At 41.5% G+C, this 20,034-nt stretch carries 22 protein-coding genes and 1 other annotated feature; all 22 genes read right to left on the bottom strand.

The genetic code is table 11. The features are described 5' to 3' along the window. Positions 1-2 precede the first annotated feature (2 nt). Entirely contained in the window at positions 3-311 is a 309-nt protein-coding gene (gene rplU, locus ABVF21_RS11115) for a 50S ribosomal protein L21 (RefSeq protein WP_048312605.1), read from the bottom strand. A gap of 12 nt (positions 312-323) precedes the next feature. Continuing rightward, positions 324-398, bottom strand: a sequence feature (ribosomal protein L21 leader region). Positions 399-476: 78 nt separating this feature from the next. After that, on the bottom strand, positions 477-1,625 hold the full coding sequence (locus ABVF21_RS11110) for a ribonuclease E/G (RefSeq protein ID WP_303531927.1): 1,149 nt from the start codon (positions 1,623-1,625) through the stop codon (positions 477-479). Positions 1,626-1,656: 31 nt separating this feature from the next. Continuing rightward, on the bottom strand, positions 1,657-2,481 hold the full coding sequence (locus ABVF21_RS11105) for a M50 family metallopeptidase (protein ID WP_371018214.1): 825 nt from the start codon (positions 2,479-2,481) through the stop codon (positions 1,657-1,659). Then, positions 2,481-3,215, bottom strand: coding sequence for a M23 family metallopeptidase (locus ABVF21_RS11100; RefSeq protein ID WP_303531931.1), 735 nt, complete (start codon positions 3,213-3,215; stop codon positions 2,481-2,483). The genes ABVF21_RS11105 and ABVF21_RS11100 overlap by 1 nt, the downstream gene beginning before the upstream one ends. Positions 3,216-3,403: 188 nt before the next feature. After that, positions 3,404-4,204 carry a septum site-determining protein MinD gene (gene minD / locus ABVF21_RS11095; protein ID WP_194219398.1) on the bottom strand — a complete coding sequence of 267 codons (801 nt, stop codon included), beginning with the start codon at positions 4,202-4,204 and terminating at the stop codon, positions 3,404-3,406. Positions 4,205-4,223: 19 nt separating this feature from the next. Next, entirely contained in the window at positions 4,224-4,913 is a 690-nt protein-coding gene (gene minC / locus ABVF21_RS11090; protein ID WP_371018213.1) for a septum site-determining protein MinC, read from the bottom strand. Between the two features lie 29 nt (positions 4,914-4,942). Beyond that, positions 4,943-5,488, bottom strand: coding sequence for a rod shape-determining protein MreD (mreD, locus tag ABVF21_RS11085; protein WP_303531935.1), 546 nt, complete (start codon positions 5,486-5,488; stop codon positions 4,943-4,945). After that, positions 5,485-6,363: a rod shape-determining protein MreC gene (gene mreC / locus ABVF21_RS11080; protein ID WP_303531938.1), complete on the bottom strand. Its 879-nt coding sequence runs from the start codon at positions 6,361-6,363 to the stop codon at positions 5,485-5,487. Before mreC ends, mreD begins: the two co-directional genes overlap by 4 nt. 16 nt (positions 6,364-6,379) lie before the next feature. Beyond that, entirely contained in the window at positions 6,380-7,417 is a 1,038-nt protein-coding gene (locus ABVF21_RS11075) for a rod shape-determining protein (RefSeq protein WP_194219395.1), read from the bottom strand. A 102-nt stretch (positions 7,418-7,519) separates the two neighbouring features. Beyond that, positions 7,520-8,191, bottom strand: coding sequence for a RadC family protein (gene radC, locus ABVF21_RS11070; RefSeq protein ID WP_194219641.1), 672 nt, complete (start codon positions 8,189-8,191; stop codon positions 7,520-7,522). Between the two features lie 52 nt (positions 8,192-8,243). After that, positions 8,244-8,822, bottom strand: a complete 579-nt coding sequence (locus tag ABVF21_RS11065) for a Maf family protein (protein ID WP_303531941.1) — start codon at positions 8,820-8,822, stop codon at positions 8,244-8,246. A 249-nt stretch (positions 8,823-9,071) separates the two neighbouring features. Continuing rightward, a complete protein-coding gene (locus ABVF21_RS11060) occupies positions 9,072-10,067 on the bottom strand; it encodes an SPOR domain-containing protein (RefSeq protein WP_303531943.1) in 996 nt (331 codons plus the stop codon). 169 nt (positions 10,068-10,236) lie between these two features. After that, a complete protein-coding gene (locus ABVF21_RS11055; protein WP_303531946.1) occupies positions 10,237-11,016 on the bottom strand; it encodes a hypothetical protein in 780 nt (259 codons plus the stop codon). After that, positions 11,009-11,602, bottom strand: coding sequence for a PilN domain-containing protein (locus ABVF21_RS11050; RefSeq protein WP_303531949.1), 594 nt, complete (start codon positions 11,600-11,602; stop codon positions 11,009-11,011). The genes ABVF21_RS11055 and ABVF21_RS11050 overlap by 8 nt, the downstream gene beginning before the upstream one ends. Continuing rightward, positions 11,592-12,593, bottom strand: a complete 1,002-nt coding sequence (gene pilM / locus ABVF21_RS11045; RefSeq protein ID WP_371018211.1) for a type IV pilus biogenesis protein PilM — start codon at positions 12,591-12,593, stop codon at positions 11,592-11,594. The genes ABVF21_RS11050 and pilM overlap by 11 nt, the downstream gene beginning before the upstream one ends. 15 nt (positions 12,594-12,608) lie before the next feature. Then, the gene (locus ABVF21_RS11040) at positions 12,609-13,364 is read right to left on the bottom strand and encodes a prepilin peptidase (protein WP_371018210.1); all 756 of its coding nucleotides are present in this window, start codon (positions 13,362-13,364) and stop codon (positions 12,609-12,611) included. Between the two features lie 89 nt (positions 13,365-13,453). Further along, the gene (locus ABVF21_RS11035) at positions 13,454-13,852 is read right to left on the bottom strand and encodes a prepilin-type N-terminal cleavage/methylation domain-containing protein (RefSeq protein ID WP_371018209.1); all 399 of its coding nucleotides are present in this window, start codon (positions 13,850-13,852) and stop codon (positions 13,454-13,456) included. A gap of 77 nt (positions 13,853-13,929) precedes the next feature. After that, positions 13,930-15,138 carry a type II secretion system F family protein gene (locus ABVF21_RS11030; RefSeq protein WP_371018208.1) on the bottom strand — a complete coding sequence of 403 codons (1,209 nt, stop codon included), beginning with the start codon at positions 15,136-15,138 and terminating at the stop codon, positions 13,930-13,932. A 4-nt stretch (positions 15,139-15,142) separates the two neighbouring features. Further along, complete coding sequence (locus ABVF21_RS11025) at positions 15,143-16,177, bottom strand: type IV pilus twitching motility protein PilT (protein ID WP_303531961.1); 1,035 nt, start codon at positions 16,175-16,177, stop codon at positions 15,143-15,145. An 8-nt stretch (positions 16,178-16,185) separates the two neighbouring features. Further along, on the bottom strand, positions 16,186-17,850 hold the full coding sequence (locus ABVF21_RS11020) for a GspE/PulE family protein (protein ID WP_303531963.1): 1,665 nt from the start codon (positions 17,848-17,850) through the stop codon (positions 16,186-16,188). Beyond that, the gene (locus ABVF21_RS11015; protein WP_303531966.1) at positions 17,847-19,220 is read right to left on the bottom strand and encodes a VanW family protein; all 1,374 of its coding nucleotides are present in this window, start codon (positions 19,218-19,220) and stop codon (positions 17,847-17,849) included. Before ABVF21_RS11015 ends, ABVF21_RS11020 begins: the two co-directional genes overlap by 4 nt. A 13-nt stretch (positions 19,221-19,233) precedes the next feature. Beyond that, a complete protein-coding gene (locus ABVF21_RS11010; RefSeq protein ID WP_303531968.1) occupies positions 19,234-20,031 on the bottom strand; it encodes a PRC-barrel domain-containing protein in 798 nt (265 codons plus the stop codon). Positions 20,032-20,034 lie beyond the last annotated feature (3 nt).

Raw genomic sequence — 20,034 nt, 5'->3', positions numbered from 1 at the left:
CCTTAAGCGTTAATTTTGTCGATAACTACTTTAGTGTAAGGTTGACGGTGTCCTTGCTTACGACGGTAGTTTTTCTTTGGCTTATATTTATAAACCGTGATTTTCTTACCTTTACCGTGCTTATCAACTTTACCAGTTACAGTAGCGCCATCTAGCATAGGAGAACCAACTTTAATGTCATCTCCACCTACCATTAGCACACGGTCAAAAGTAACCGTTTCACCAGCTTCAGTGTTTAGAAGCTCGATGTAGATTTCTTGACCTTCAGTAACCTTGATTTGTTTACCACCAGTTTCAATAATTGCGTACATACGTGCACCTCCTCTAATACTAAGACTCGCCATTGCAGGTGCTAGAAACTAGCTTAAAAACCTGTTCTTGAGCGGTTGTAGCTCTTTGGGTGCTTCCAAACGAACTAACCACTAAATCATACCACAGCTAAAATTGCCATGTCAATGCGATTAATGTGACTTATTTTACACAAACCGACTTAACGGAAGTCCGGACTTTTTACGTTGCATCTCAAATAGTCCTAACTTTGTAAATCCTCCAACTTTTAAGCGTTTATCTGTTTCTTCTTTGCTTTTCATTAACGCATGAAGGTTCTGTTGCTCTTCTTTCTCGACTCGTAAAAAATCGACGACAATCAATCCACTAATGTTGCGAAGTCGAAGCTGTTTCGCAATTTCGTCCACCGCTAATCGATTCACTTCGAAATGAGTTTCATTTTTCGTTTCAAGCTTTACTCCTCCAGTATCGACATCAATAGCTGTCAATGCATGCGTTTCTTCAATATGAAGATTCGCTTTCCCCATTTTAATGGTTTTTTTCATATTCAGAATGGTATCTTCAAGCTTATCAAGCTTTTTTTTCTTCTCATTCAATTCCATCAGGGTCGCATTCTTTGATAAAAGCGGAAAAAACGAACTAACCGCTTCGGAGGAATTTGCCGCTAAACTACTCACCCGATGAAGGGGATATAGTTTGCTCACTTCCTCCCCAAGGCCACTGTTTTTTTTCACCATACTAGGCGCTCGTTGTGTAGAGGATTGTTCGAGAATACGCAGCCATTCTTTACGATGAGACTGTAATTCCGCGAAAAGCGCTTCTTCCTTTATGTATCCTGCACTAGTTCTAAAGATAACACCTTCTTGCTCTATACAATATTTATCTGCAAATTGAAGTAGTTCTTCACGATTTGTAGTTAACTGCTTCGATACAGCTGAGTATCCTGCATAAGGCATGTAGACTAAGTGATCCAATGTCAGCTTAATTAGCTCTGTAACAATTGGGCCCTTCCGATCAACGCCTGGATGCTTTACTTGAACAAGAATAGCCTGTCCTTCTTGAACGCAGTCAGAAACAGCCGGTAATGGTTCTCCAGCTGTCTTTTTCTCCTGCGCTAAAACAAATTCTTCTCCATTTAATAACCCGGGTTTTCCACTGCCTAGAGAGATAAAGGCGGCGTTTTTGCCATCTAATACGGAAGACACTTTTCCGAGAATAATATCTCCCTGAGAAGGCTTCCTATTCGTCAACGTTTCCGCCCATATATCTGTAAATTCATTATTTATTTCAATGGCTGCTGCCCGCCATTGATTTCTCTCAAGAACAATTAATCGCATAGCCGTTCTCCTTTAGTAGCTTTTCTATAGTTTACCTAAATAGCGTTCCCACTGCACAGGCAATTTGATTTTTTTTGAAATAAGCCTCTAGTAAGAAATGTTCATCTGTTTCAATATTCAAATCTTGTATGAGGATATGGTAATGCTTCCCTCGTGAAAAAGTTGCTAGCAAGTCATTTAAGCGCATATCTGGAGCAATTGTAACAACCTGTTTTTTCCCATTAAACGATTTAGAATAGCGTTCAAGTAAAAATCTAAAATAAATATAAGGATGATGTTTCCATTCTTTAAATTGTGATACAGACAGAAACACAATCACCATCCACAAATTAAGATGAAAAGGAAATAATATCGCTGTTAAAATAATAAAGAGTGAAAAGCAAAACAACGAAGAATATAGCATCATTTTGTGAGCCGATTTAAAGGGAAGACGCAAAGAATAAAGAAGAAAGAGGAGCTTTCCGCCATCGAGTGGCCAAATCGGCAGCAAATTAAACAAAAGGATCATGATATTATGAAGCATAAAGAGATCGAACATGTCATTCCATATCCCCATATAATGGAGCGTCGCGCCAACCCCCATCATCCAAACATGCTGTAAAGGCCCTGCGAGAATGACAATAAGCTCTTCTTTCAAGGGACGATTCCCATGTTCATCAACTACGGCTACGCCCCCAAATGGTAATAAAACGATCTCATTGATACGCCATCCTAAAAAACGGGCTGCCCCCGCATGCCCTAACTCGTGAATGAGGACAACTAAGAAGAGCAGCAGCATCTCTCTAAACCTACCTGTTAAGATGGAAAGACCAATCGTCATCCAAAATAGTGGATGGATCGTTATCATTTTTACCATTATTTGATGGGCACAACTTGAAGCGGATCAATAAATGCCTCGTTCTTCTTAATGGCAAAATAGAATGTTCCTGTCTTCCCATCATCAGAATTCGACACGCTTCCAAGTTGATCCTTTGTTTGAACAAAATCATAAATCGATACATCCACCGAATCTAGCATCCCATACCATGATTCACTACCATCCGTATGCTGAATCACAACTGTCTGCCCAATTCCTTCTTTCTCACCTGCATATGTCACTACTCCTGCATCGATTGCTTCAACATCGGAGCTTAAAACCGTTTCAACCATGATTCCTTTGCCCGTCGATTCAAAGTTTTCAAGTACTTTTCCGCTCGCAGGAAGTGCATAGCTTGGTGCTTCCCCAGCTGAATCAGTTTCAGGGGCTGTCGGGAACAATGCCACTGGATTCCCAAACTTTCCTTCATACCAACTTTTCACAGTGGCAAACTGAAATTCTTCTACCATCATGGCTGACACATACTCCTGAACAGGCTCAAGCTTATCGCTCTCTGCTTTAAATAGTATTCCTGCAGCAAGAAACAAGCATGCCGCAATCATCGAGCGCATTAAAAAACTTTGCCTGTTAAAAAGAGGATGGATTTTGACCTCCGTGTTTTGAAAAGAAGATGAAGGGATAGCATCATGACGTCTTTCCATTTGGGGAACTTGTCGCCGCTGTCTTTTTCTTGAATGAAGTCGTTTCCTTACATCATCTAGATCTCTCCGCATTCTTCACCCAACCTTCCTATAAGTAGTACTCAGTTTATGACTTGTCCTGTGGGGATATGTCATTGAGAATACTTTCTTTCACAAGGAATTGAATGAAATGAAGATCACACAATCGATCAAAAGCCGTCTAACTTTGATAAAGAAGAAGGAATAGCATGAAACAAAAAAATCCCGGCCGTAGCCGAGATTTAGGAACGCATTCCAAAGAATTTCTTCACTTTACTAAACATCCCTCGTTCTTCCTGGAGAGAAAGAAGCGGAACAGATTCACCTAAAATTCGTCTCGCGATATTGCGATAGGCGATGGATGCTTTTGAACTAGGGTCGAGCGCAATGGGCTCGCCTTTGTTAGATGCTGTAATAACTGTATCGTCATCGCCAACAATGCCAAGTAGATCGATAGCAAGAATAGAAACGATCTCATCTACATCTAGCATTTCTCCACTTTCCATCATATGATTTCGGATACGATTAACAACAAGTTTTGGTGCTTCAATACCTTCTTCTTTTTCAAGAAGGCCTATAATACGATCAGCATCTCGCACAGCCGACGTTTCGGGAGTTGTGACTACAACCGATTTATCCGCGCCTGCAATCGCATTCTTAAAGCCCTGCTCAATGCCAGCAGGACAGTCAATGAGAACATAGTCATAATCCTGCTTTAACTCACCAATAATCTTCTTCATTTGCTCTGGCTGCACAGCAGATTTATCTTTCGTTTGAGCTGCAGGTAGCATATAAAGCGCTTCAAAACGCTTATCTTTTATTAACGCTTGATGTAGTCGACATCGCTCTTCAGCAACATCGACAAGATCGTAAATAATACGATTTTCAAGTCCCATGACTACATCAAGATTTCGAAGACCTATATCTGTATCTACCAGACATACTTTTTTCCCCGATAGTGCAAGAGCTGTCCCAATGTTTGCTGTCGTTGTGGTCTTACCCACACCACCTTTTCCGGAAGTAATGACGATAGCGTCTCCCACACAACATTCCCCTTTCTGTCTACAACCTAGTCAAATTCGGTCGAACTTTAGTCAGTATTTGAACGCGATCAACGCTAATTTCAGATTGCCCGTCCTTAACAAAAGCACATTCAGCTTCATGAATACTTACTCCTGCTTGATCAGGTGGCCTGCTTATTAGTTCAGCGATTTTCAACTGAGATGGCTTCATAACAGCTGCCGTAATCACGGCATTTATATCGCCATAAGCCCCTGCATGTGCGATGCCTCTAAGCGAACCCATTACGAATATATTCCCTGCAGCCATTACGGTGCCACCAGGATTAACGTCGCCAATCAAAAGAAGGTCTCCTTCTACTTCAAGTACCTGTCCAGAACGAACGGTTCTCGAAACAGATGTTACAGTTGTTCTTTTTCGCTCTGCTTCCGCTTCACTCCGAGAGATGACATTTGAATCAATCCGATCAACCTCAAGGTTTTGCTTAGATTGAATCATGGCACGAAGCTCTTCTTCTTGTTTGTCTGTTAAATATCGATTACCCAATTTAAGGGTAACAGTAATCGTATGACCTTCCGTCTGCTGTATGTGACGAGCGGAAAGTTTTTCATCAAGTTCATTTATAACATCACGAAAAGCGCAAGAATCATCTAAAATCAGATTCAAGCCATCCTTCGTTCCTTTAATCGTAACAAAATGCTGTGTATGCTTTTGTACCATAGACAATTTCATTCACCTCAACATAGAATAATTCAACGTTGCTAAAGGAAACTCCTTCTTTTGGCCTGATTTTCTTGTCTACGGTTTTCCGATAAATCATCCAGCAACCGTTTAACAGGATAGTAAACAATAAGCAAAAAGATTCCATTTAAAAGTAATGAAGGAAGATAGCGTTTGTAGAAAAAGGAAGAGAAAGAAAGATCCGTTACATTAATTAGTGAAAATAGTTCATACACATAGAATTCCACCAATGATACGCCAAGTAAACCGAGGATAAGCGTTGTAAACCAATTCAGGTGAAATACTTTCGAAAAATAACCGATTATGTAGGCTGCAACAGACATTCCAAACATATAGACACCAACAAGATCCGTGTAGATCAAATCGTGTAATAGACCAAATATGACGCCGTAAACTACTCCATAAGCAGGGGAGAGAATCATTCCGATCATAATCACAATCACAGTAACAAAACGTGGGATTAATTGAAATTCAAATCCGAATTGCTCAGGGGCAAACACCTGAAAAACGGTACCTTCAAGAAGAAAAAGAACAAATAGCGTTCCAATTAGAAGAAAACGCCTCATTCCTCTTCACCTTCTCCGTCATCAGGCGTAACATCCTGTGCTCCACGATCGATTACCATAACATTGTTAATATCATATAAATCGGCGGCTGGTTTCACATAAGCCGTCTGAGTCGTTCCAACGTTGTCTGTTTCTACATCTACAATTTCCCCGATGACAATGCCTCGTGGAAAAATGCCTCCATTACCTGCCGTAATAACAGTTTGACCTTTCTCAACCTTTGTATCTACTGGAATTTTTGAGAACATAAGTACTTCTTTTTCAGTATCATAACCTTCTATTGTACCGAAAACGTTCTTATCTTCTTGAGTCATAGCTGCGATTCGATTCGTCCGGTCTACATCACTCACTAGCTGGACAGTCGACGAAAAAGGCTGAACGTTTTTCACTTTACCGATTAATCCATCCGGTGTGGCAACAGCCATATCAGCTTCTACCCCGTCCTGTTTACCTTTATCAATCGTTAATAAATCATTCCACCGATCTGGAGATCTTGCAATCATATTTGCGTGAAATGTTTGATAGCTAGCTAACCCGGTTGATGAATCGATGTTTAATTCGCTTTTTAAGTCTTCATTTTCCTTCTTCACTGTTTTGAGCTCTTCTGAGACAGCAACAAATTCATTAAGTCTCGATTTCAATAGCTCATTTTCTTCGTACATGTCCCTCATATCACCAATACTCTCAAATAAACCCGCTACTGAATTAGCGGGTTTATAGAAGATTGATTGAAGCCAGCCAACGGAATCTTTGAAAAATTGCTCCGGCATCGTGAGAGCATCACGTTCTTTCATAGACGTCCCAATTAACGCTACAAGAATAATGATACTGACAAGTAGTACAATGAGTCGTTTATTCGAAAAAAATTGTGGCATGCCTTACACCTTCCAACTACTTCTGTTTTGAGCGGGAAGTAATACCAGCTCTAGATTTGAACAGATGAATATTTTCTAGCGCACGCCCAGTACCAATCGCTACGCACTCAAGCGGATTCTCAGCTACAATAACAGGCATTTTTGTTTCATCGCTAATCACCTGATCCAGGTTACGAAGCAATGCACCACCACCTGTAAGAACAATTCCACGATCCATAATATCTGCTGCAAGTTCTGGCGGTGTTTTCTCAAGTGTTACTTTAACAGCTTCCATAATGCTATTAACCGTATCACGAAGAGCGCCCGACACTTCATCAGCGGATACGCTGATCGTCTTTGGAAGACCCGTTACAAGGTCACGTCCACGAATATCCATCGCTTCAATACCTTCTGTCGTTCCAGCAGATCCGATTTCAAGCTTAAGCTGTTCAGCTGTACGCTCACCAATCATTAAATTGTATGTTTTCTTCACATATTGAATGATAGACTCGTCCATCTCATCACCAGCAATGCGAATCGATTCACTTGTAACGATTCCACCTAATGAGATGATCGCAACTTCTGTTGTTCCTCCACCAATATCGACAACCATACTACCAGTTGGTTCCCAAACTGGTAGATCAGCTCCGATTGCGGCTGCAAACGGCTCTTCAATTGTATAAGGTTCACGTGCTCCAGCTTGACGAGTGGCATCTTCTACCGCTCTTTTTTCGACAGCAGTGATCCCTGAAGGTACACAAACCATCACGTTTGGCTTACGTGCGAACACAGAACGGTTTTTCTGTGCCTGTTGAATAAAATATTTCAGCATTGTAGCCGTCGTTTCAAAATCAGCAATAACGCCATCTTTCATTGGACGAAGTGCAACGATATTACCCGGTGTGCGTCCAATCATGTTCTTTGCGTCGTTTCCGACTGCTTCAATAGAACCTGTATCTGTACGAAGTGCCACAACTGATGGCTCTCGAACAACAACACCTTTTCCTTTTACATATGCCAGCGTATTCGCTGTACCTAAATCTATTCCCATATCTCTTGAAAATCCACCAAACATTTATGTTAAATCTCCCTTCAATTCAAGCAAAACTCATAAATATGATTATACTGCATCAGTATTGAAAACGGTAGTGGGAATACGTGCTATCCCACGTCCAATTTATACATACCCTTTTTCTTTTAAACTAATAAACTTCTGATCTCCAATAATAATATGATCTAGCATATCAATACCAAGCATTTTGCCACATTCTGCAAGACGTTTTGTCACTTCAATATCTTCTCTGCTCGGTGTTGGATCACCGCTCGGATGATTATGAAAACAAATTAATGAAGCGGCCGACCGCCTAAATGCTTCACGAAAGACCTCACGCGGATGAACAATCGATGCGTTTAGACTTCCAACAAAGACAGTTTGACGATGCAGTACCTGATTCTTCGTATTTAAGTATAAGCAAACAAAATGTTCTTGTGATAGGAAGCGCATGTCTTCCATCACATAATTCGCACCATCTTCAGGAGAACGAATCGTATAGCGTTCTTCTAATTGAAGGCGGCTAACTCTTCTACCGAGCTCCATCGCTGCGATTAGCTGAACCGCTTTAGCAGTTCCAACGCCGTTTAGAGACGTTAACTCTTCAATACTTGCATCTTTCAGAAGTCGAAGTCCTTCAAAGTTCTGGATAATGCGATAAGAAAGCTGAAGCACTGACTCCTGCTTTGTTCCTGTCCTGAGGATAATAGCTAATAATTCTTGATTAGATAAGGTCTCAGGACCATCCTTCATCAGACGCTCTCTCGGGCGCTCTTCTTCAGGATAATCTCGAATCATTAAAGGGGTTTTCAACAACACGCTTCCTCCCTGGATTCATCTTCATGACTGACTAACGCTGAATCTCCGGAACAATTCCAAACGCACGAAGCTCTCGTAGCGTTTTCGAAATAGGAAGCCCTACCACACTATAATAATCACCATGAATTCGCTTCACAAAGGCGGCACCGAAACCCTGTATGCCATAACCTCCCGCTTTATCAAAAGGCTCTCCTGTATCAAGATAGTTCTCAATCTCCTTATCTGTTAACTCCCAGAATTCTACTTCAGTTGCTTCAAAGAATTGGGCACTTCGTTCACTGGATAGAATAGCCACACCTGAATAAACGACGTGAGATCGTCCTGATAAGGCTTTAAGCATCTGCCTCGCATGCTCGCGGCTATCAGGTTTTCCAAGGACCTCATGGTCGAGTGTAACAACCGTATCTGCACCTAGCACGACAGCATCTGAAGTATTTGTATACACTTCATTTGCTTTCCCTAAGGCAAGCTGTTTCACAAGTTCTGAAGGTGGGACAGATTGAGAGAGATGCTCTTCAAAGCTGCTAACGATAATCTCAAATTGGAGATTCATTTGATCTAGAAGTTCTTTTCTTCGTGGAGACCCTGAGGCTAAGACGAGGCGCTTCATTTTACCACCCTTTTTGTAAATGATTCATAAGTGGGAAAAGGGCTTGATAACAGCTTATCAAATCCCTTTTCTTTCCACAATTTAATTTTCTAACGTTCCTCTACATTTTTCGTTTTCTTTCGTTTCTGTATGTGCATACAGTTTAAATTTGTTTAATCTTATTTTAATTCGTTAAGAAAAAGTCGTTAGGGAGGGTCGCTCCCAATACTCATATCGTACCGTTAATTGAGAATCTCCGCAAATAACTGATTATTTCAACCTTTCCACTACATCTTGTAAGGCTACCATCCCATCTAATAAATGCTGCTGAACAACCCATAAAGACGGTACTGTTTCCTCAGAAGCGTACATTTCAAGTTCCTCCAAGGCACTGTTCAGACTTTGTTCAAGCTCTTTCCCGCCGATTTCATCCCACTCTTTTCTCCCCGATCCACTCTCATTCCAGGCTTCAACTTCTTTTTTTATGTCACTCATTTCAGCTTCTTTCAGCTTTCCATCAGATAATGCAACAAGATCTAACGTCGTTAATTTTTCGAGCAATGATTTGCCTTCCTTCAGATGACCCGCCATTTCGTCACTCACAGATGCTTTCTGACCATCAATTGACCACACCTTCTTATAGACATCCTGTCCTTTTCCTTCATAATAAGCCCCAAGTGCATCCTGTCCTTCAGCAGAAGGAGATACACCTATAAACAAATAGTATTTCTCTCCTTTAAAAATAGCTGCCGGAAATCCATTCTCTTTCAACTTGTCTTGAAACTCCTTCGCAGATTCCTCTGTTTCATAAGCTCCAGATTGAACTACGTGAAAATCTAATGATAAGTCCAAATCCGTGGTCGTTGTAGCTGCTTCTTCATATCCATCATCTATCGTCGCCACGCTATCCCCACTGAATACCATTAATAAACCAAATCCAAATAAAATCCCAAGAATAATAGCAAAAGCAGCGGAAGCCACCACTTTCTTTTGTAATGTAATAATAGGTTTCTTATTAACTAAGTGTTTTTTCTTTTTGCGTCCGACTGGGAGCCTTGGACTTTTCTTTTCATAAAAAGCACCAGCTTTTTTTTGAATGTGCCTCTTTTTAAGTTCTACTATCTTCCTCGAATCACGCCGTTCGGGTAAAATCCACTCAAATTCCTTCTCCTCAGCTGCTGCACTTTCTTCTTTATGTGTTTCGGGAGGCTCGCTTTTCTCCTCATCATTTAATCGAATTGAAATCGTCCGTCTCTCCTTATCCATAATCATCCTCCTCGGTACCAGCTTGTACTACAGTCTATGAATTCTGACGAAATACTAGAACTGCAAATACTAGAGTAGATCAGGATAATTCAGACGATAAAAAGAAGCCTTTGTTAACCGACAAAGGCTTCCCCCACTTGCTATATCACTTCTCATTATAAGAACATCATTACTCCGAAGCTTCTTCTTTATCAATCTTTTCATACAATGGATTGTCTTTATCTGCAGGCTCTGGATAATCAAGCGATGGCGTTTGCTCTGCTAAATCCGTTAAGGTTGGTATGTAAAAAGTAGCTACATCAGCCGTATATGTTAACTCATTTTTCTCAGCTTCATCTAACAACACAGCATCCGTTTCACCTGTAAAAGAAAGCCCGCTGATCACCGCCATACGCGGTAAACCTTCAATCGATTCAAGAAATGTTCGAAGCGAAGAATAATTATCCGAAACCATCGCCATACTCACATTCACAGCCTGAATCCCATCTGGAAGCCCCGGCAAGGCGTCTGCCGACTGCGATTCCGCTGACTCTGCTTCATCTTCAGATACCTCCTCAGGAGCATTATTTTCTCCGCTTTCCACTGTTTCTTCTTCTGAAGCCTCTTCCGCATATTGCTCTGGATTTAGCACCTCGTCGACAAAATCAAGCTGTTTAATATTACTTTTTGAAACCAATTCCGCTTGATTCAAATCAAGAACAAACTGGTCAACAAGCGGTTTCACAGGCACCATTTTCTGAAGCGCATTAGTATCATAGACTTCTTCCTGAGTGCTCGTTTGTTTTTCTTCAAGAACAGCGATAAGCTCTTTATTCTGACTAACCTGAGATTCGAGCCGTTCTACTTCTCCTTTTTGTGGAAGAATTGAAAACATAAAGAACAACACAAGACCAAGAAGAGGGATGAGAAGACCAATAGACGTTAACAAATTTCGCGTCCTGTTATCCATTCTCTTCTTCCTCCTCTTCATTCACTCTTAAATTCGATTTATTAATAACGATTTCGTAATCTGTTATATATCGAGGCAATATGCGACTCTCGGTATCTACCGTTTCTTCTGTGAGATCAGCAGCGGATACTGTTAAGAGACTCGCTGCTTGAACATTTCCTGATTCATTTAGTTCATTCAAATATTGGGACACTTCCTTCATCTGATCGAACTGTACAGTTAATGTTACCGTTTCACTACCATCAAACTCATAATTCATAAAGTAGCCACGTTCAGGAAGGCGTGCAACAAGATCATCAAGTAACGCTACAGTTGAGAATTGCACCCCATCAAGCCAATCAACATATTCCTGAAGCGTTTGTCCAGATGAAACAGTACCAGCTTCCGATGCTTGTAAAGCTGCTACAAGATCAGTAGTTTTTTCAAGTCGGTCTGTTAACGTTTCCTGTTCTGCTTTTAATTGAAAAGAACTATACATCATCCAACCAAAAACAAGAAGAAGAACGGCCCCTGCTGATATCGGAATGAGCATAAAGGAAAAGGAGCGCTTTTGTTTATTTGGAAGCAGGTTAATATCAATTAACATTCTTCCACCCCTTTAATGCCAGCCCATACGCACCGAAGAATGGGAGCGGAAGAACATTCCCTTCCTCATCAACAATGGCATGTTCATTTGCATACTGTACAGCTGTACCGACGACCGTTTCTAATCTTTTTTTAAACAATGGGATTTCAGGAAAATCTCCTGAAAGAAAAACACGCTGAATCGTTTGCCCACTTTTGTTCATCGAATAGTGATAGAAATTGATCACTCGTTCGATTTCCGTTACACTTTCCTCCACGGCATCGATTAATTGTTCACGTTCACCTCGCCACTGCATTTCACTTTTAAATCGTGAAGTTTGCGTCACTTCCCAGTTCATATGCGGTGTATCCATTAACACCTGGCGAATAAAGGCTGGTTTGTGCTGATAAAAAACGCTCACATTAATCGATTGAATGCCGCAGTTTAGAAAGAGCGAGGGCTGCTGTGAATCAACCTGATCTGTATAATAGTACATTCTATAGAGAGAAAGGGCATTCACATCGGCCGCTTCCGGATGTAGAGCAACCGACTCTAAAATAGAAGAAAAAGCCATCACAATATCCTCCGGTGCAGCAAAAAGAAGAATTTCTTTTTTCTCACCCGATTCACCAATTAACTCATAATCAAAAACCGCATTCTGAAAAGGAAGCATGATGCTTGCTCCGATTTCAAGGTACAGGTAGCCTTTAATGTCATCGTTAGAAATGGCTCGTGGAATCTTCTCATGACGGAGAACAAGATAGGCATCGGGGACAAGAAAAAAAACCCGCTTCCCTTTAATACCCCACTCTTCTACACACTCTTCTAAAATCACAAAGAGCGTATCACGCTCAATGATTTTTCCGTCCTCAACGATCCCTTCAGGTAAAAACCGTTCCTGATAAGAACGAATTCCCATCGTGGAAGGCGCGAGCTCTACCATCCGAATCACATGATCATGCAGAATCAAACTAATCTGCTTTGTTTTTGGCTTGAAATTAAAAAGGCCCATCGTCTATTCCCTCCATCATGAAAGAAAACTAAAATACCAGTGCAAGATTTGTTCGCCATAAAAATACGTTAAGATCGCGCCAAGCGCTATCGATGGTCCAAATGGAATGTGCTGCTTTCGCTTTACTCTCCCAGTCGATAGCGCTGTTACGCCAATGATCGTGCCACATAAAGTAGAAAAGAAAAACACAAGAAGTAATTCCTGATAACCAAAGACGAGCCCTAGCACTGCGAACAATTTAATGTCACCGCCGCCCATTCCCCCTTTACTAATAACAGCAATGAGAAGGAGTAATAAAAACCCTCCAGCCGCTCCAATAAAAGGGCTGTACCACGGATCCATTGGAACAAGAATTCGACCAACAATAAAGTAAGCGGCAAAAAAAAGTAGAATACGATCTGGAATAAGCATATAGGTGATATCTGAAACAAAAATAATCACAAGAAGCGAAATCAATCCATACGAAATGATCAATTCTTTTGACCATCCCACCAAAAACGGTGCAATCGTAAAAAGAAGCGCCGTAGCGAATTCAACACCGGCGTATATCGGTGAAATACGTGACGCGCAGCCTTTGCATTTCCCGCGCTGGAATAAATAAGAGAAAACCGGCACAAGCTCAAGCGGTGAAAGCTCTCGTTCACACGTTGGACAGGATGAGCGCGGGGCCACAATCGATCGTTTGGCAGGCACACGAAGACCTACAACATTATAAAAAGACCCAAGTACAAGCCCAACTAGAAATAAATAGCTATGTAAAATGACCCCCATATGTTTCATCCTTCTTCGAAAGAGTTTAATAGATTTAAAAAAGCGGTATGTAGTAGGAAGAAAACCCTCCTGGGAGGGTTTTCTAAATATTAGTCCTTAGATTTTTTCCAAGAAATCAAAGCTTCTTCGGTAGCTGTTTCATCTTTACCACCGTTAACAACTTTGTTACCTTCGTGCCCAGTTATTGAATAAACGCCTTCCTTAGTAGCTGACACTTTAAATCCTGTGGCCGCCTTGTCAACATATTCATCAATAGTTCCTTTTTCCACATTAGCTATTGGTAATTTAATATCCTCAGAAGCAACATAAAGTTTTGTCGCCTCAATAATTTGGATCGCTTCAGCAACAGCAGCTTTATCTTCTGAATTTTTCACTAAATTCCCAATCGCCGGAATTGCAATCGCTGCAATAATTCCTAGAATAACGATAACCACAAGCAATTCAATTAACGTTAAACCTTTCTCATTCTTCAAATAACGTTTCAACATCTTTTTTCCCCCTTGGTTTCTGTTTTTCTGTTTCTCTTCTAAGTATGATTTCCCATGGTGTCTTTCAAACTACTTTTCTACCCCACATTGTTGTAGATTTCAAACATCGGCACGATAATGGCAAGAACGATAACGCCAACAATACTAGCGAGGAACACAATCATAAGCGGCTCAATCATGGCTTTTAGGCGATCGGTTGCGTTTTCAACTTCGTCTTCATAGAAGTCGGCAACTTTCGCTAGCATCGCATCGAGTGAACCCGTTTCCTCTCCAATGGCGATCATTTGCGTGACGAGTGGAGGAAAAATCCAGTGTGCTTTCATTGGTTCTGTTAATCGTTTCCCCTGCTCAAGCGAAGTTCTTGACTCACGCAGTACCCTCACCACCACCTCGTTTCCTACAACCTTTTCCACGATCGCCATCGACTGCAGAATGGGGACCGAACTTGAGAAAAGAGAGCTTAACGTGCGCGTCATTCGCGCAAGTGTCGCCTTTTGTAAAATTTTTCCGAAAATCGGCATTTTTAGTATAGCATAGTCGAAATAATACTTACTATAACTTTTTTGTCTAATTATAGAAATCAATCCGACTATTGTCACAATTACCAAAATTATGAGCCACCAATACACTTGAACGACGTCACTTGCACTCATCACAAACTGCGTAATGGCCGGTAAATCACCCCCTAAATCTTCTAACATATCCGCAAAAGTAGGCACGACGGATGCTAATAAAAAGATCACAACACCAATAGCGACGACCCCGACAATGACGGGATACGTCATCGCAGAAATGACTTTTTGCCTCGTCTTATGCTGCTTTTCAAAATACTCCCCAAGACGATCGAGTGCTTCATCCATACCACCGCTCACCTCACCGGCATACACCATATTTGTAAACATGGGCGGAAAAACCTTTGGATGCTTTGCTGCAGCTTCCGAAAATGGATTTCCTGTACGGAGTTCTTCTTCAATCGCTTTTAACGCCTTTCCGAGCGCTTTGCTTTCCGTTTGCTCAGCTAAAATGGCCGTGGAGTCTACAATCGAAATACCAGCCCGAAGAAGTGTTGCAAACTGCCTCAAATACACGACAAAGTCGCGTAATTTCACAGGATTACCTATCGAAATATCTTTCGCAAGAACAGAAGCCTCGACTTCTTGAATTTCCATCACGGCAATCCCTTTTTCACGAAGAGCAAGAATCACGTCGCGCTTCGAATCACCCGGCATGTTTCCTTTCTTTACTCTTCCTTTCGTTGTTTTACCAACGTATTGAAATTGACTCATCAGTCTACTCCCCCTGTAAATACGGCTCAGCAGCTTCTCGCAAAATCGCATTCTCACTTAAAAGCTGTTTGATTGAGCTTTCAAGCGCGATCATTCCCGCTGCTCGACTTGTCTGAAGTACATTTGGAATTTGATACACCTTGCTGTCACGAATTAAATTCGCTACAGCTGCGTTATTCACTAGCACTTCAAACGCGGGTCGTCTCCCTTTACGATCCTCCGTTGGGAAAAGACGCTGAGACAAGATACCAACGAGCACAGATGCGAGCTGAACCCGAATTTGGGTTTGCTGACTCGGAGGAAACACATCGATGATGCGATCAATCGTCGCTGAAGCATTGCTCGTATGAAGCGTACCAAGAACTAAGTGGCCTGTCTCGGCGGCCGTGACAGCAGTTTGAATTGTTTCGAGATCACGCAGCTCCCCGACAAGAATCACATCTGGATCTTGTCTTAAGGCAGCGCGAAGGCCATCTCCGAAATTTTTCGTATCGGATCCTACCTCTCGCTGATCAATGACACAGCTACGGTGTTTATGTAAATATTCAATTGGATCTTCAAGGGTAATGATATGCTTTTGCACCGTATGATTCATAAAGTTGATAGTCGATGCAAGCGTTGTTGATTTTCCGGATCCTGTTGGCCCCGTCACCAAAATGAGACCCTGTGGTTTAAGAGATAACTTCTTCATAATTTCAGGAACGTGCAATGCTTCCATTGAAGGAATATCAGTCGGCACAATTCTGATCGCGAGACTAATACACGAGCGCTGATGATAAGCATTCATTCTGAATCTCGAAACACCTGGCATGCTATATGAGAAATCGAGATCTCCCTTTTCAGTAAACGTATCCCACAGTCCTTCTGGAATTAAGAGCTTCGCCATTTGTTCGGTCACATTGGGGAGAAGCGATTCATTTCCATAGCGCTTCAAATCCCCATTCACTCTCACAATTGGCGGAACCCCAACTGTAAGGTGTAAATCAGAGGCGCCAAGCTGAAAAGCCGCTTTTAAAAGCCTGTCCAATTGCTCCTTCATATTCTCACCTACTCATTGAAAGCGACGCGAAGAACTTCTTCGGTCGTTGTTAGCCCGTGTTTCACTTTTAACAATCCATCATCGATCAAGAAAATCGTCCCCTTTTTGATCGCGTACTGACGGATCGATGTCATCGATTCGTTATTCATAATTTTTTTTCGGATCGCATCGTCCATTACAAGCACCTCTTGTAGTGCGATCCTTCCTTTGTATCCTGTCATATTGCAGTTACCGCAGCCTTTTCCTCGAGTAATAGTCGAGATCGAAATGCCGCGCTTTTTAAAGATCTCCTTCTCACGCTCTGTTGCTTCTTCCTTAGTACCACAATCACGGCAAACTCGCCTTACAAGGCGCTGTGATACAATGCCCGAAAGAGAGGCAGCTACGAGAAAGGGCTCGACTCCCATATCTATTAATCTAGCAATCGTTGCGATCGAATCGTTTGTATGAAGCGTACTTAGGACTAAGTGCCCTGTTAAAGAAGCACGAACCGCAATCTCCGCTGTTTCTGTATCACGAATTTCTCCAACCATAACGATATCCGGGTCCTGCCTCAGTATAGAACGAAGTCCTTTCGCAAACGTAAGTCCTACGTTGCTGTTCACTTGAACTTGATTAATTCCTTCGAGACGATATTCTACAGGATCTTCAACCGTAATAATATTCGTTTCTTCCTCATTAAGGTGATTAAGCGTCGCATAGAGAGTAGAAGATTTACCTGACCCCGTTGGACCAGTAATCAAAATAATTCCGTTCGGCTGCTCGACCATTTTACGAAACCTTCGATCATTAATGGGATGAAGATCAAGCTTATTCAGCTGATTTAACGTACTGCCCATATCAAGAACACGAAGAACAATCTTCTCTCCATAAACGGTTGGTAAAGTCGAGACACGCAGATCAACCGGTTTTAAATTTAAGTTCACTTTAATACGGCCATCCTGAGGGACACGGCTTTCCGTAATATTAAGGTTTGCCATGATCTTAACGCGTGCAGTGAGCACTTTTTGCATATGCTTCGGTAAACTTCGCTCTGTTCTTAGCTGACCATCCACCCTATAACGAATTTGAAGCTTCGTTTCTTGAGGATCAAAATGAATGTCACTTGCACGATTTTGAACCGCAAACTGAATGATCTGATTCACAAGTCGAACGACAGGTGATTCTTCATCCGTGATTTGCTCTTCCTCAAGATCTTTCCGTTCTCCCGGTAAGTCACTCAATAGTTCATCCATTGAATCATCAATTTCGTAATATTTACTTATAGCTCTTGCAATATCATCCGTAGTAGCAATCGCTCTTTCAATAAGAAAGCCCGTCGAGAGTCTTAAATCGTCAATCGCAAAGAAATCCATTGGATCCGACATCGCGACGTAAAGCCGACTATTCTCAATCTTAAGTGGAATAAGGTGATATTTTTTGACAATATCCTTTGGGACAAGATCAATAACATGTTGCTCAACAGGATAGTTATATAAGCTAACATGTGGAATACCGAGCTGAAACTCAAGTACTTCAATTAACTGCTGCTCTGTAATCGTGCCCTGCTGAATTAAAGCATCACCAAGCTTCAAGCTACTAGGTTTTTGAGACAACGTTTCTTCTAGCTGTTCTCTCGTAATAGCATTAGATTCAATTAGGAGGTCACCAAGGCGTTTCTTTGTTTGTTTCAACCCTCTTCCTCCTTCTGATACTCTAAGCCCTTTATCACTTCGTCCTCGTTCCCTTTTCCATCCTTGTTCTCAGAGGGTTCATCACTTTTATCACCATCTATTGGATTACCATTTTCATCTACTGAGCTTTTCTCATCGATTTCTTTCCCATTCTCTTTTTCACCCTCAGATGAACCGTCATCATCTGACTGGGTGTCTTCAGTTTTTTCAACAACTGGTGGCTCTGGATAAGCCTTTTTCTCAATTCGATGAATTGGAGAATAAAAGTCTTCAATCATTTTTTCCTTCTTAATTACGCGATTATCTTGATCAAGCGTCTCTCGATATGTCGTAATCAGATAGCCGAGCTTACCTTCCTGGATAATCGTTTTCTCATTCCCGCTTAGCGCTTCAGAATATTGAATGATTGTATCTGGTTCGAGTTTTTCCTTTTCGACAGATGGTTGATACGTTAATGGAAATGGTGGGCCATAAAGCGTAACGATGAGATGATCCTTATCCCATTTAAATTCAAGATTATAGGACGACTCATTCGGATTATAGAAGCTGAAATCTTGATTTGTCATATTGATGGAAGCATTTAATCCTAACTCCCCATACTTTGGAAGCTCTAGCGTCGTATGTCGTTCTTTTAGCTCAAAATTTGAATGGAGCAGAACTTCCATAATCGCTGATGAGAAGAGATTCAAACTCTCTGTCGCTTTTTCAGTGACACTCGCTTCCCTTAACAACTCCTGCAGAGAAAAAGGTTGCTCTGGCTCAATCGTCACGTTCTCAAACGCCTTCGCTAGATTCGGAACGAGAATGAGGTCCTCCTCGCCCTCCACCTTACTCTGAGCGATTTTTTCGATATCGTTAGCAGTAGCGTAATAATTCGCTAAATCGATTGAAATGTCATCTCTTTCAAAGGTAGACGCATACCCTGTCAGCACTTCTGAAAGTAAAGGTAAGCTAAAAAGATCAGCATTCACACCCATTTCGGAAATAAGTTCTGTCAGGTGTTCTGTGTTAATGGTAACGATAAGTGGCACTTCGATTGCATCAGTGGAAGCCCTCGCGTCCACTGTTTCATTTGTTTGAAACGTCCAAAGCTCTCCAGGTAATGTGATGTTCTCTGAATCATGCTGTAAGGAGAGAGATTGAGACGACTTCCACGCCTCTGCTTCTTTATTGATTTTCTCTTTAGCCTCAGCTGGCTGCATTCCAGATACAGAAACGCTTCCGATTAGCGTGTTCTCTGGAAACGTATTTTCTCCAAAAACCGTTTGATAAGAAGAGGTGCCAAGGATCGAAAAAGTAGAAATAAAAATAGTAGATACGACAACAAGTCCTGCTGTTTTCATCAACCCTTTAAGAGCTATCTCGCTCATCTCCTACGCACCCCTATTCTGATACATGCATGGACATTTCAACAACAACACCTACACCAGTGTCCTGGGCTGTAACGATTTGCTCCCGACTCAAAATAATCCCCTGTTCAAAAAGAAGCTTTCCATCGGAACCATAAATATCTTTTAATAACGTCTTACCTTCTAATAATTCAATCTGCTTTTCCTTGAAGTCAGAATCTTCATCAACACTAGGCTGCGCATAGTTCGATAGTTGCTCTGACTCAGGGACTTTTGCTTCTTCCGTACTCTGATTTACATCAGCTACTTCTATACTCTGCGAATCTTCCTCTCCAAGAAATGCTTCTGGATTCTCCGCAACGTGTTTGAATGCATCGATTGCAACGATGAGAAGATCTTTTCCGAGCGTAATAATATGCTCTGTTGATAGAAAGTGTTCGGCGTCTTTATTTTTAAACTGAAGACCAAGAATTCGACCAGTATGATCATCAAGGAAAAACTCACTTACTTCCCCATGGAACTGACCACCACGGTCAATAATCTTAGTACCAATGATACTAATTTTCTTTTTGACTAATTCATTTGCAATCGGAATTTCTGAAAGATCAAAGATCGCTTTCTCTTCTTCAATCATTACAGCGTATTCTCCTACACCGATTACCTTACGAAATGGAACAGCTTTTACACTCACATCCCAGTCCGGATGGTCTACGGTTAGAAAATCAATTGATTTATCTGCGGCATTAATGACAAGTGACTTTACATGCCCAATTTCTGAACCGCTTTGAATGCTAATGATCGGAAGTCCTACTACCTGATTGCTTTTTTTCATCTG

It is taken from the genome of Pseudalkalibacillus sp. JSM 102089 (assembly GCF_041366475.1).
In the GTDB taxonomy this organism is placed as follows: domain Bacteria; phylum Bacillota; class Bacilli; order Bacillales; family Guptibacillaceae; genus Guptibacillus; species Guptibacillus hwajinpoensis_B.
This window is presented reverse-complemented; position numbering and strand designations above follow the sequence as displayed.